Source organism: Soonwooa buanensis (genome assembly GCF_900167905.1).
In the GTDB taxonomy this organism is placed as follows: domain Bacteria; phylum Bacteroidota; class Bacteroidia; order Flavobacteriales; family Weeksellaceae; genus Soonwooa; species Soonwooa buanensis.
The window spans coordinates 101,490-114,787 of the sequence record NZ_FUYZ01000012.1 but is presented as its reverse complement, the minus strand read 5'-3'; the positions used below and the strand labels follow the sequence as shown (position 1 = coordinate 114,787).

Below are 13,298 nucleotides of genomic sequence, written 5' to 3'. Positions count from 1 at the left end.
AGGATTAAATGCAAGTTTGAATCTTCGTTTAAGAATTCTTTTAGCTTGGCTTTTAAATAAATTGGCCACAAAAGTCACAAAAGAAATTCTAAATGTAGATTTTACAAAAGTACAAATAAGGATTAAATGCAAGTTTGAATCTTTGTTTAAGAATTAATTCTAAAGTTAATATTTTCTTGAATTTTAAAAAAGGCTTCTGCATTTTATTATTGTTAGTTGCAAAACTGAAATCTGCCATGGCTATGTCAACTATTCGGGATTGCGCCCCGACGTAGACGGAACTCCTTTTGCGAGAGGCTTTGCCGAGCAAAAGAGTGGGAGACGAAGACGGAAATGTGCGCCCAAAATAATTTTAAAACTCTAGATTTCGCCTTTTCCTTGACGGATAATTTCGGGTTCGCCAGAGGTCAAGTCCACAATGGTGGATGCCACGTTGTCGCCGTAACCGCTGTCGATAACGATGTCTACGAGGTTGTCATACTTTTCGGCGATCAATTCTGGATCGGTAGAATATTCGAGAATTTCGTCGTCGTCACGGATGGATGTCGAGGCAATGGGATGGCCAAGCTTCTCGACAATTAGCTGCGGAATGCTGTGGTCGGGCACTCTGATCCCCACTGTTTTGGCGCCTTTGTAAGCTAGAGGCAGATTTTTGTTGGCGTCCAAAATGAAGGTGAATGGCCCTGGCAAATGGTTTTTTAGAAACCTGAAAGTCGAGGTTTCGATAGGTTTGGTGAACTCTGACAAATGGCTAAGGTCGTTACAGATGATCGAAAATTTGGCTTTCTCTAGTTTGATACCTTTTACGCTCGCTAGTTTTTCCATGGCTTTTAGGTTGTTGATGTCGCAGCCTAGGGCATAGATTGTGTCGGAGGGATAGATGATAAGCCCGCCGTCACGCAAGGTTTTCACGACTTGGTCGATGTAGTTTTCTTGCGGATTGTCTGGATAGATTTTCAGAATTTTTGCCATAAGACAAAGTTAGTGAATTATGCGTTAGGATTGTGTGGTTTTAGACCAAGCTTTTTAATTAGGCAATAGGAGCGTTGTGTTTTTTTTACTTTTCTGGTTTAGACCTATTTTGAGGAAGTTTTTATTTGTTTTTAAACCGTTGATTTTTAACTGATAATGTATTTAACTATCGATGGATAGTAGATTTATTGAGTTTTGTTTGCGGTTTTGAAAAATAGTTGTATATTTGCACCACAATATCGCGGGATGGAGCAGTAGGTAGCTCGTCGGGCTCATAACCCGAAGGTCATCGGTTCGAGTCCGGTTCCCGCTACTACAAAAGGAGATTCAAGAATGAGTCTCCTTTTTTTGTTAATCCTATTGTATTATTCTGACAATGATAAATTCCAAATTGTCTGGGTGCTTATTTTTTGCAGGATGTTTTCGTAAATATTTTTCAGTTTTTTATTTGTCCTGCTATTCTAATATAAAACATTGTTTTTATCATTCAGGATTTATTTTTGTTACTAAGCTAACTTTCTAGATTTTTTTGACAAAACACTATTTGTGTGATGACGCAGTGTGTCATCTATTATGCGATTGTTAAAAGTATGTTATTTATTTTTTTTAATAGATGAATTATTTATCGGTTATAGATAATTTTCATGGTATTAAATTCTTATTTTAAATAATTATAGTTAAAGAATTTATGATGAAAGTCATATTTGATTTGGTTTTAATAGTTTGATTTATTTTTAAATTTGTTTATAAAATAAACGCATAATGATCAAAATGTTAAAAAAATTCACAATTTCACTATTTTTACTATGTATTTCCTTTTTTGGAAGTGTGGCATATTCCCAAAACTATTGTGGGGTAAATACCGAAAATCAAGGTTTGTTCGTATATAATGGCGATGCGAACAGGCCTAATCCATCGTATGGTGCGACCACATTAAGTTCTAATCTTAGTGGTTATTATACTGTTGGTAATATTCTTGTTAATAATTCGACAAGTAGTGGGTATTGGTTTCATACAAGTGCTAATGTTGGGCAGCCTGGCTACTTAGCAACATATAATGGTAATAATAAGATTAGTGTGAAAGATGCAACGGTGTTTCGTTTACAAAATGTAACAGGAAGCTATAGCGCTTCAAATGCCCTGACATATAGGATTACATTAAGTAATACATCTCCAGGCTTTGTTATTAATCAATTTACGATCGGTTCTTTAATGACAGTTTTCAATAATGATTCTCCTGATCTAAACTTTTGGGTGATGGCTTATTTGTATAGTTCTACTGGTTCGCAATTGGCTCAATTAACAGCGGGGGATTATATTAATGCACAGTTAAAATATGTTTCCACCACTTCGAATTACGTGTTGCGCCCTGGTAATACTTATGAAATACGTTTTGCGGTCGCAAATGTTAATAATAAGACTGATGCCTTTATTGATAATCCAGGTATGTATGCCGTTCCGGTACCCGTTACAACATCGAATAGTTATGTTATCTGTAATACGACTACTTCGGTCTCGGCACTTAATTCTTTATTGAAAAGTCCAGTAAGTATTACAACGCCGCAAGCTAGTACAGTGCGTTGGTTTAATGGTAGCACTTATGTGACAGGTAATTTATCTCCGAATACAACTTATACACCATATTATTATAACAATGCCACAGGTTGTTATTATCCAGCGGGAGATGCTGTATCTGTTAGTATGGGTGGTGTACCTGTGGTAAGTACTCAGCCTGCGAATATTAGCATTTGTGATCCTGGGAATGCGAGTTTTTCGGCAAGCTTTAGTAACAATCCGGTTTCCTATCAATGGCAAGTTAGCACAGATAATGGCGCAAATTATAATAATATAAATAACGGTGGTGTCTATTCCAACACTCAGAGTGCGAATTTAATAATTACTGGCGCTACGGTAGCGATGAATAATTTTCGTTATCGAGTGATAGCCACTAATAGTTGTGGAAATGCTACTAGTAATGCGGGTGTTTTGACTGTTTCGTCTAATCCCGTGATCACCAATCAACCTTCAAATGTTAATATTTGTGAGGGATTAAATACAAGTTTTTCTGTTACAGCTACAAATGCTAATAGCTATCAATGGCAAGTCAGTACAAATGGCGGTAGCAGCTATAATAATATTTCTAATGGTAGTCTATATTCAAATGTTACTACGTCAAACCTTAACATAACAGGCGTAAATGTTACAATGGATACCTATCGCTATCGTGTGCAGGTGACGGGTACTTGTGGAACGTCTTTTAGTAATGGTGCCGTACTTAATGTTACAAAAAAACCTAGTGTACAAAGTAATGCTGTTAACCAAAGTGTTTGTTCTGGTCAGTCTACTTCTTTTGCAGCCTCCATAACTAATGCCACGAGCTATCAATGGCATGTAAGTACAGATGGTGGAAGCAATTATGTTAATATTAGTAATAATAGCATATATAGTGGTGCTACTACAAATACATTGACTTTAACAGCGGTCCCAGCAAGTTATAATGGATATTATTACAAGCTGATTGCAGGGAATACTTGTGGAACTGTTGAGACGTCAGCAAGACTTATCGTTAATGGATCTACGAAAATAACTACTCAGCCAAATCCATCTAGCGAGCAACTAAATGTAAATCAGTCGCCTAGTTCTATTTCGGTGGTTGCGACAGGTGCAACAAGCTACCAGTGGTATAAAAATAATGTTAATAGTACGGTCGGAGGTGTTGCTATCGCTGGTGCTACTTCAAGTTCTTATACACCCGTGACCTCTTCTGTACCAACAACAGACTACTATTATGTTGTGGTATCAGGATTGTGTAATAATGAAACTAGTATGGTCGCCAGTAAAACTTATGTAGATGGTGTATGTGTTAAGCCGGGCAATAATATAGATAGTCCTTTGGCCTCTTCTCTAGGGATATTAACTAAGTCTAACATAAGTGTTGAAGACTGGCCTGCCGTGGTGCCAAATGGCTATATTGTTTTAGACTCGGCTAATAAAGGTTTGGTGATTACGCAAATGACAACCAGTCAAATTTTACAACTAGTCCCTGTAAAAGGTATGTTAGTGTATGACTTGGATGCTAAGTGTGTCAAGTTGTATAGAGGCGAAGGTGCTAATGCTCCAAGTGTTGACCCATCACGTTCGGGTTGGGTATGTATTAAAAAAGGATGTAATAATTAAAAGTGATGAAAAATAATTTGTTAATCTTTAGTCTTGTGTTGGCTAGTATTTTAGGGAAAGCACAAGTTTCGATTGGAAAAGATTCGGTGACTAATAGTAGTGTTTTATTAGAATTTGGCTCGGCTAATAAAGGTATCATATTACCGACCACCATTGACGCTCCTACAAATGCAACCGACGGAACATTTATCGTGAATAAAGCGCGAAAATCTGTTCAAGTTAAGCAAAATGGAATATGGACGGATTTAACCGGTACAAACTCAGTCTTAAATAATCCCTTTATTAATGCGGGAAATCTAGATGTAGGCGAAAGCGTTATCATTGGTAAATCCTCGTCAGCGCATGAGGGAATCTTGATTCTCGAGTCTACCACCAGAGCCATGGTTTTACCAAAAGTTAGTAATCCTAGTACTATTGTCGGAAAGCCTGTTATAGGAACAATGTTATATGACACTGTTAGTGATTCTTTAGCGGTATTTGACGGTGTTAATTGGCATTATTGGAAGTAGTTCTTTATTTCCATAGTGTTATATTGCCTGCGTTGAGCGGTCTTATGCTTATACTTCAAATAAAGTTTGTATCGATAAATGTATCTTTTATCGATACATTTTTTTCAAGATAGTTAAAGTAATCTCCTTGGTGTGACTTACTAGCTTTCTCTAGATTTTCGACTTTTGCATTTTCCGAAATAGGAAGCCAGGCCTTGGAATTTTTAATTTTGGATTAAATACTTTGCTATCTGTTGATTGTCTGTTGTTCTTCTTGGGTTTAGATAGACTTTTTTTATTTCTTAAAAACTATTTTCGAACAATTCTTTGTAGAAGTTAATTTCGTTTTTATAATAATCAGAATGCATTTGTTGAAGCTCTGGGAAATCTTTAAAAATAAAATAATCCCCGCTTTTTGATTTGCTAACCAAACAAAATGTCTGTCGATCGCCTCTTTGGAAGATTAGACTTTTGTTGGATTTAGAAATAAGTTTACAATTCTCTGAGTAAAAAAATCTGAAATCATTATCAAACAAATATTGAAAATCCTTTTCGTTGATCTTAAGGTTTGTGTTGATGGCAACAGAACTCAGTTTTTTCCAAACCTCATTAATTTCTGGATTTGACTTAAACACGCTATAATATTTGATGTTTCCTTTATCGGCAGGAGAAAAGACTTTTTCGTTGGGATCGGATTTGAAAGCAGCCAAGACTTCAGAATTTAATTTTTCAAAAAAGCTATTTTCTAAAAGTGATAATTGCGATTTGTACATCGGCCAACTTTCTTTTTGTGCAGTAATGGGCTTTAGGACATTTTTTGCCATTCTTAAATGATAAGCCAATTGGTTAAGCTCTAATTCTGGTTTTAATTCTGGCTGAATATTCCAAAAAGGGGAGTTGCTAGTGAACAAGATATATTCTTTTTTATCGGCTAAATAATCAAAATATAATGATCTGTATTTACCATCAACCTTATAGATTGCACTATTGTTGTCTTTGTAAATTACTTTGTCAGCAGGTTTTAGAAAATCCTCAATTTTAACATCAGAAGAATTGGTTCTCTTGAAGATATAAAACTCGCCTTGGTCTGACGAAAAAGGTATTATGTTTATGAAATTATAAACCTGAAATCGTCTAAAACCTTCGGATTGACTGTCAATTTCAAAATCGGGTTTCACTTTCCAACGCATTTTAAAAGAATGATTTGGACTATTTTCTGTGGATAATTCGTTGATTCTGAAATTAAATGGAAGGTTAAAATTGTAGTCATCTAACTTCTGCGAATACCTATTGGCTGGTGTTTCTAAAATCTTTTTAATATCATCATTATTAATATCAATGTTCGCTGGTTGTTCGTTGTTTAGGATTGGGTAATCGGTAGTGGGAGTTGATTTCTTGTCTTTGCTATCACAACTAAAAAATATAGCTGAGAAAAAAAGTATAGGAAAAATTTTTAAAGTCATCTATTTGATATTTTAGATAAAGAAAGATAAAAAAAATAATTTATTTGAAGTTGTAATTGAAATTTTTAATAAAGACTTGAAACTAAACAGTAAAAATTACTTGTGTTAAATTCTGATTTAGAATTCGTTTCTCAATGTTTTTAATTTAATAAATATTGAAAATAATATTTTTTTCTATTTTACTTGGAGTATTAGAATATTGTTGTATATTTGCAATCCAATATCGCGGGATGGAGCAGTAGGTAGCTCGTCGGGCTCATAACCCGAAGGTCATCGGTTCGAGTCCGGTTCCCGCTACTACAAAGGAGATTCAGAAATGAGTCTCCTTTTTTTTTAATAATACTTTATTTCAAATAATATTTAATACCGTTTCGAATTTAATTAATGACAATACATTTAATTGGCTTTTGTATTCATGGTTTCTTATTTTTTAAATTTAAAATATCTCAAAAATTTCCCATAAATATTGAGAATTTATCATAAGATAAATTTGTTGTTGTTAGCAAGTGATAATTTTGTACTGCTTTTAAAACTTATATAAAATGTCAGGAACTAACAAGATCAAACAAATGTCATTAAAAGATATAATGCCTTCTAAAACAAGGATTCTTTTAATTTTAATATGGCTAATTGTTATTGGGTTTTCTTTTTTTGGACATTCTATTTTGGGCGATTCTATGTCACCGCGTGTAGCCACGCTTGTATTTTTAGTTTTATTGGTCACTATTATTGCTGCCGCTTTTGGTGTCGTAAAGGAAGCTGACGAACTCGCGTATAAACTAGGCGAACCTTACGGAACCTTGATTCTTACCTTGGCAATCGTTTCGATCGAGGTGGTGTTAATTGCTGCGGTGATGTTGGGACCTGGCGAAGTGGCCACCATTGGTAAAGACTCAATTTTTTCGGTGATGATGATTATTATGAATCTCGTGATTGGTTTGTGTATTTTACTAGGCGGTAAAAAGTACGGTGAACAAGAGTATAACTCGCAAGGTACGATGTCTTATATCGCCATGATTATCATGCTTGGAGGCTTGTCTATGTTGCTGCCAAATTTTATTCAAGGTGCTGGTGGAGGCGTTTTTACTAATGTACAAGCAGTTAGCTTATCCGTTTTTATAGTTATACTTTATGGATTCTTTTTGGCGTTTCAGGTTAAAGGTTATAGCCATCTGTATATTCAACCCAAAGCTGGATTTATGGAAGTTCCGTATCAAGAAAGACTTTCTATATCCAAGTCGGACGAGAAGAATAGTTCGTTAACTAAAGAGGATAAAAAGGAAATTTGGATTCGAGTGGTGGTACTAATTTTAATGATTTTGCCAATCGTTTTGTTATCACACAACATGGCAAAAGTTGTTAATTATGGCATAAAAGCGGCTAATCTGCCACCGCAATTGGGTGGGGTTTTAATCGCGTTTATTGTCTTCACTCCAGAATCTATTACTTCTGTAAAAGCCACATTAAATAACGAATTTCAGCGCGCTATTAATTTATGTCACGGTGCTTTTGTATCAACTGTAGGCTTAACGGTGCCTGCGGTGCTGACTATTGGCTTAATAACTGGGAAGACGGTGCTTTTTGGACTTACTTCAACTGAGACGATTTTGTTTATCATCACATTGTTGTTGAGCATTAAGACTTTTGCTGGTAAAAGAACGACGCCTTTTGTAGGGATTATGCATTTGGTTCTTTTTGCAACATTTATTTTGTTAATTTTTAACCCTTAAAATATTTCGAAGAGAATTTTTTTTGAATTTCCTGATAGTATAAAATATTAAAAATATAACTTGCTGTAAATCATGTTTATTATTCGTGTTTTATAATGCGCGAAAGTGATGACTACCCAGCGACTACCCAGTTTTTATCGGAAAACTACTCCATGACTATCCATTATTAAAATAGTTTTTTTACGGCTTTCACTTAGTTTTGTTGCCAAGAAAATAATCTCTAAAAGATAGGATTAAGGCTCTTTATTTCTTTCTGAAATGAAGATCAAAATCTAGCTTTTTTAATTTTTTTTAAAAACAATTAAACTATAATAAAACAATTTCCATTATGAAAAAATCTATTTTATCACTTGTTCTATTTTTCCCTGTAAGTGTGATGTTTTCCAGTCTTCCCAGCAATAATAACACGCTCTTAGAAGTAGAAGATTTTAAAGTACAAACTATCAAATTTCCTGTTAATTTTTCTTCAAAATCAACTTTAATTAAAGGGACTTGGAGTAATTGGTCTTCGTGGTCACAAGTTAAAAATACCTATTTTGAATTAACAACGATAACCCAAGGTAAAATCTACAATTTTAGATATTTCGAAAATGGTGTAATGACTAAAAATTACACGATAACTTACAATTCGGAAGCTACCAATAGACAGAAAGCTGAAAACAAAAATGTAAACTGTTACAAAATTAATGACTCAAAAGATGACTGGATCTATTTATATGACACAACTATGGGAAGTCTTATGAAAAATAGTACCAAATGGGCAGATTCTAATAATGCGAGTATCAGTATTTTGGATGATGAAAAAACAGGTTACTTTATGAGAATTAAATAATAAGACTTCTATAATAATCAATTACTTTTTTAATTAAACTTTTAGCATTACCTAACTCACAATGGATTTGCTAGAAAACTGTGTTGTCACCAATGGTGGCAACTTTTTTTTGTTTCAGTTTTAAAAAATTTGATATATTTATTTAAATCTAAATTTTAATGAAAGAAAAACTAAAATACATTGCAAAAATATCTTCAATAGGTATTATTAATTTCTTGAAGATTAATATTCTAGGTCTTATTTCAACCGTGGTTTCAGGTGTTATTGGTTTTTTTGTTATAAGTTCTTCTATCGAAGCTGGTCATACGGGGCATGCTGGCGTTATTCCTTTTTTGGTGGTTGCATTTTTGGCTCGACCTATTAGCTCTGTTTTGTGGTTAGCTTCTACTTTTGTGAGTCCCTATTTGTTTTTTGTTTTAGGAAATAAATATGCTTTGATGAAAGTCGCAAATCGCTTTATTAAAGATCATTCCGATAGTTATATTCGTCAAGTTATCGATAAAATTCTGAATATGGTTTTGCCCGACAACAGCTTCATGAGTAAAGGTGCTGACTACGCCATGTTGAAGTTGAAAATGCTCGACCAATTAAAACAAGAGCCAGAGAATAAGTGGATGAAACGTATTATTGCTTTTGGAATTAAGAAAATTAGTCTCGATGATGTTGATTTTCAAGACAAAACTTTGACGCCTAAAATGGTAATATCGAACAAAATTCTGGCAGTAATCGAAGATTTTTCTGATGCTTCTCTTAAGCCAACCTGGATTCTTATTGCCATTCAGTGGTTATTATTAGTGTTTTATTGGCTGGTTAAGTTCTAGTTTTAATTTTAAATCATTGATTTTTAATTAGTTGTAAATTTTAACATGCTTTAACTATAAAAATAGTTGTACGAATTAAAAATTAGTCTACATTTGTATTACTAAGAAATTAGTGATATAAGATTGATTGATATATTAAACTGAAGATTATGAACAAGTTGACAAAAGCGGAAGAACAAGTCATGCAGTATCTGTGGACAATAGAAAAAGGTTTTCTAAAAGATATTTTAGAACATTTTCCAGAACCCAAACCGCACACTAACACCGTATCTACCATCCTTAAAATCCTTATGGAAAAAGGTTTTGTCGACTATACAACTTTTGGAAGACAACACGAATATTTTGCGTTGGTGTCTAAAGAAAGTTACAGTGGTAGAAGCATCAAAAGTCTCGTAAGAAACTATTTTGAAGGCTCTTATAAAAATGCGGTTTCGTTTTTAGTCGAAAAAAATGAAATCAGCGTTGAAGATTTAGAAAAACTTTTAGACGAACTCAAAAACAAAGACTAATGGACGCTTTTCTATTATATTGTCTCAAGATGATCACTTGCTCTGCGGTGATGTACGCTTACTATTTGTTGTTTTTAAAAGACAAAACTTTTCACCATTATAATCGATTTTATCTACTATTAACGGTAATAATAAGTGTTAGTCTGCCATTGTTAAAGCTGTCGTATTTCACGATAGATGTTAATCCGAAGCTTATATTTTTGTTTCAAAATTTACAATCAACCGAAAATCCTATTAATCATGGCATCACTATTCATCAAATTTTTTATGCTGTTATTGGACTGGTTTCAGTCGTACTTATAGCAAAATTAGTAATAGGTTTAATAAGAATCAATCACATCAAAAAGTCATTTCCTCACGAGGAATTGCAGGGTATCAAGTTTTACCAAACCAACCTAGACGAAGCACCGTTTTCGTTTTTTAGAAATCTATTTTGGAAGCAATCGATCCAAATGGAATCTGCTGTAGGACAACAAATCCTAAAGCACGAGATGGTACACATCGAGCAAAAACATACTTGGGATAAGCTGTTTATGCAAATCATGAAGTCTGTTTTTTGGATGAATCCCATTTTCTATATCATTAATAAAGAAATCAATCTTATACACGAATACTTAGCGGACAACAAAGCTGTTAAACGTTCTGACACCAAGGCATTTGCGCAGATGCTTTTGGAGAGTCACTTTCCGGGGACGACTTTGCCAGCAACAAGTCCATTTTTATCATCTAACCTCAAAAAAAGATTAAAAATGCTTACTAAAAGTAAAACCAAATACAGTTATGCGCGCAGGATTTTTGCTTTGCCGCTATTGTTTATGCTGTCTTTCGCTTATCTCGTTAACGCGAAAAACAAAGAAATAAAAAAGACAAATATTGAAATTGAACAAGCGGTCCAAGGTATGAAAAAAGATACTGCGATTGTCGATACAACCTCTTTGTCTTCGATGCCTAAAGCGGTTAGGTCTGCTCAGGAAGGACTTTCGTCTGTTAACAATCAGATTAGTAATGATAACAAATTGATTTCTGAAATCAATAAAAAAATCTCTGATAAAAATAAGGCAATCAATGATTTAATAAAAGCTAAAAAAGATGACTCGCCAGAGTATCTTGCAAAAACGAAAGAAGTTGAAGCTTTAGCAAATGAAGCTGATAAAATCATCAACTCTGCCCGTTATCAAGCGATGTTAAAAAGATCAGACGACTACGCTAAACAAATTGATGAGTATTATAACTCCGCAGAATGGAAAGAAAAAGTAGCGCAAATTGAAAGAAATGCTGCCGAAATTGAGAAAAAGTACAACTCTCCAGAATATAAAAAGAAAGTTGCAGATATGGAGCAACGTGCTTTAGAAATGGAGAAAAAATATAACTCTCCAGAATGGAAAAAGAAAGTCGCAGACATGGAGCAACGTGCTTTAGAAATGGAGAAAAAATATAACTCTCCAGAGTATAAATTGAAAATAGCTGCTATCGAAAAACGCGCTGCCGAAATGGAGAAAAAATACAACTCTCCAGAATGGAAAAAGAAAATGGCTGATATAGAAAAGCGTTCTGCAGAATTGGAGAAAAAATATAATTCTCCAGAATGGAAAAAGAAAATCGAAGAAGCTGCTAAAAGTGGTAGCAATGTCTATATCTACAACGGAAAAGATTATATAAGTGCAAATGATGGGTCTAAACTAAATCGCGTCTTAAATCTTTCTGACTTTACAATGCCAGATATCGAGTTGGAAAAAATACTTAAAGATTTACCGACTTTCGAATTCAAGGATTTTGGTTTTGAAGACATTGGGTTTGGCAGAGAGTTGACTGCTAAAGAAAAACGTCAGTACGAAAAACGTAAAAAAGAAATCCAAGAGCTTCAGAAAAAAATAAACGAAAAACGCAAAGATTTGAGAAGCGAAAAATCAATGGTAGATCGTCCTTGGGTTGTAAGTTCTGCAAAAACAATTGCTGCGCCAAGAATGTCTGCTGCGCCTTCTAGCGGAATTACGTTATTCAAAAATGATAATCTTTTTACAATTGACGGATTAGATTTTAGAAATTATTCTTCGGGAGAAATGAAGTTTTTCATCAATGGTAAAGAAGTTACAAAAGCGGAAATGGATAAAATTGCACCAAAAGATATCAAAAATGTTAATGTTAATAAATACAATGACAAAGGTGAAATAAGAATCGAAACTAAATAAACCACACACATTTATATTTACGCATGCTGCCTCTATTTTATTTTAAAATTATGAGGCAGTTTTTTTAATAAATTAAGAGCCTGTTTAAATTTTATTACTAAAATTTTTATAGACAATTTGAGAAGAATTTTTTGCTTCATTTTTGAAGATTTATCGGGATAAATCAAAAACATGAAGTGAAAAATAAGCTCAAAGAGGCATCAAAATTTAGTAAAGAAAGATGTGAGTTTTTAAAAATAAGATTTCGGTAAAATTTTTAAACAGGCTCTAAGACTATGAGATTATTATTTATTTTTTGTTTAGCATTAAATTTAAATCTTTTCGCGCAAAATCAGCGTTACATCTACGAATACAAATTGGTAAAAGATTCCACAAACAAGGCTAATCAACGTACCGAAATGATGTATTTGGACACAACCAAAGAAGGTTCAGAATATTATAGTTATACGGCTTATCATTCGGATTCGTTGGTTCGTGCAGCTTTAGAAACTGAGTTAAAAGCAACAGGGATGGTTAATATTAAACCTAATATGAAGGTAGATGCAGAACGTTATTCGGTTTCAAAAACTTACCCTGATTTTAAAACAGAGTTACATAACCGTATCGGAATGAATCGCTACAAAATTGCAGACGAAAGAAAACTAACTTGGAAAATTCTTCCTGACAAGCAACAAATAGGGAAGTGGCAGACACAAAAAGCAACTTTAGATTTTGCGGGAAGAGAATGGACGGCGTGGTTTGCTAACGAAATTCCGTTGCAGGATGGTCCTTACAAGTTTTCTGGACTTCCTGGTTTAATTGTTAAAATTGAAGATAAAACACAATCTCATATTTTGGAACTGAAAGGCATTAAAACCTTAACTGCTGAAGAAGTTAAAAATTACAAAAAACCAAAAAATGAATTGACTTTAAATATGAAACAATATCAAAAGTTGCTGGATGATTATGCGAAAGATCCCACACAAGGCTTCAAACAAGCAACTATGGGCGGTATTGTCATGACGCCAGCGGAAGGAGATAATCGTTGGATGAAGGAGCGCGAAGCTCAGTTAAAAGAAGAACTTAAAAAAGATAACAACAAAATAGAATTGTCTTTCAAGTAATTTTTTTATTTTAG

10 protein-coding genes and 2 tRNA genes are annotated in these 13,298 nt (G+C 33.9%); 10 read left to right on the top strand and 2 right to left on the bottom strand.

The window, feature by feature from the left end; genetic code table 11:
* Nucleotides 1-360: 360 nt before the first annotated feature.
* The gene (locus tag B5X62_RS14100; RefSeq protein ID WP_079668123.1) at nt 361-972 is read right to left on the bottom strand and encodes an L-threonylcarbamoyladenylate synthase; all 612 of its coding nucleotides are present in this window, start codon (nt 970-972) and stop codon (nt 361-363) included.
* 240 nt (nt 973-1,212) lie between these two features.
* Between B5X62_RS14100 and B5X62_RS14095 the strand changes: the two genes are divergently transcribed.
* The 3 genes from B5X62_RS14095 (at nt 1,213) to B5X62_RS14085 (ending at nt 4,658) form a co-directional block, all read left to right on the top strand.
* Nucleotides 1,213-1,285: transfer RNA gene (locus tag B5X62_RS14095), tRNA-Met, on the top strand.
* A 515-nt stretch (nt 1,286-1,800) separates the two neighbouring features.
* Nucleotides 1,801-4,149, top strand: a complete 2,349-nt coding sequence (locus B5X62_RS14090) for a hypothetical protein (RefSeq protein ID WP_221405233.1) — start codon at nt 1,801-1,803, stop codon at nt 4,147-4,149.
* 5 nt (nt 4,150-4,154) lie between these two features.
* Nucleotides 4,155-4,658, top strand: coding sequence for a hypothetical protein (locus B5X62_RS14085; RefSeq protein WP_079668121.1), 504 nt, complete (start codon nt 4,155-4,157; stop codon nt 4,656-4,658).
* Between the two features lie 281 nt (nt 4,659-4,939).
* Here the strand turns inward: B5X62_RS14085 and B5X62_RS14080 are convergent, their stop codons facing one another.
* On the bottom strand, nt 4,940-6,100 hold the full coding sequence (locus B5X62_RS14080; RefSeq protein WP_079668120.1) for a hypothetical protein: 1,161 nt from the start codon (nt 6,098-6,100) through the stop codon (nt 4,940-4,942).
* A 224-nt stretch (nt 6,101-6,324) separates the two neighbouring features.
* Between B5X62_RS14080 and B5X62_RS14075 the strand changes: the two genes are divergently transcribed.
* From B5X62_RS14075 to B5X62_RS14045, 7 genes are all read left to right on the top strand, one after another.
* Nucleotides 6,325-6,397 (top strand) — tRNA-Met (locus B5X62_RS14075).
* A gap of 245 nt (nt 6,398-6,642) precedes the next feature.
* A complete protein-coding gene (locus B5X62_RS14070) occupies nt 6,643-7,830 on the top strand; it encodes a calcium:cation antiporter (protein ID WP_079668119.1) in 1,188 nt (395 codons plus the stop codon).
* 328 nt (nt 7,831-8,158) lie between these two features.
* Nucleotides 8,159-8,662, top strand: a complete 504-nt coding sequence (locus B5X62_RS14065; protein WP_079668118.1) for a hypothetical protein — start codon at nt 8,159-8,161, stop codon at nt 8,660-8,662.
* Nucleotides 8,663-8,820: 158 nt separating this feature from the next.
* Nucleotides 8,821-9,483 (top strand): hypothetical protein, encoded by a 663-nt coding sequence (locus B5X62_RS14060; protein ID WP_079668117.1) that lies wholly within the window; start codon nt 8,821-8,823, stop codon nt 9,481-9,483.
* 149 nt (nt 9,484-9,632) lie between these two features.
* Entirely contained in the window at nt 9,633-9,992 is a 360-nt protein-coding gene (locus B5X62_RS14055) for a BlaI/MecI/CopY family transcriptional regulator (protein WP_079668116.1), read from the top strand.
* Complete coding sequence (locus tag B5X62_RS14050) at nt 9,992-12,181, top strand: M56 family metallopeptidase (RefSeq protein WP_079668115.1); 2,190 nt, start codon at nt 9,992-9,994, stop codon at nt 12,179-12,181. Before B5X62_RS14055 ends, B5X62_RS14050 begins: the two co-directional genes overlap by 1 nt.
* Before the next feature lie 275 nt (nt 12,182-12,456).
* Entirely contained in the window at nt 12,457-13,284 is an 828-nt protein-coding gene (locus tag B5X62_RS14045; RefSeq protein ID WP_079668114.1) for a GLPGLI family protein, read from the top strand.
* Nucleotides 13,285-13,298 lie beyond the last annotated feature (14 nt).

Excerpts from the sequence above, each read along its gene's own strand:
- B5X62_RS14045 (WP_079668114.1), top strand. The coding sequence starts at position 12,457 with ATGAGATTATTATTTATTTTTTGTTTAGCATTAAATTTAAATCTTTTC.
- B5X62_RS14060 (WP_079668117.1), top strand. The coding sequence starts at position 8,821 with ATGAAAGAAAAACTAAAATACATTGCAAAAATATCTTCAATAGGTATT.
- B5X62_RS14055 (WP_079668116.1), top strand. The coding sequence starts at position 9,633 with ATGAACAAGTTGACAAAAGCGGAAGAACAAGTCATGCAGTATCTGTGG.
- B5X62_RS14070 (WP_079668119.1), top strand. The coding sequence starts at position 6,643 with ATGTCAGGAACTAACAAGATCAAACAAATGTCATTAAAAGATATAATG.
- B5X62_RS14050 (WP_079668115.1), top strand. The coding sequence starts at position 9,992 with ATGGACGCTTTTCTATTATATTGTCTCAAGATGATCACTTGCTCTGCG.
- B5X62_RS14085 (WP_079668121.1), top strand. The coding sequence starts at position 4,155 with ATGAAAAATAATTTGTTAATCTTTAGTCTTGTGTTGGCTAGTATTTTA.
- B5X62_RS14100 (WP_079668123.1), bottom strand. The coding sequence starts at position 972 with ATGGCAAAAATTCTGAAAATCTATCCAGACAATCCGCAAGAAAACTAC.
- B5X62_RS14065 (WP_079668118.1), top strand. The coding sequence starts at position 8,159 with ATGAAAAAATCTATTTTATCACTTGTTCTATTTTTCCCTGTAAGTGTG.
- B5X62_RS14080 (WP_079668120.1), bottom strand. The coding sequence starts at position 6,100 with ATGACTTTAAAAATTTTTCCTATACTTTTTTTCTCAGCTATATTTTTT.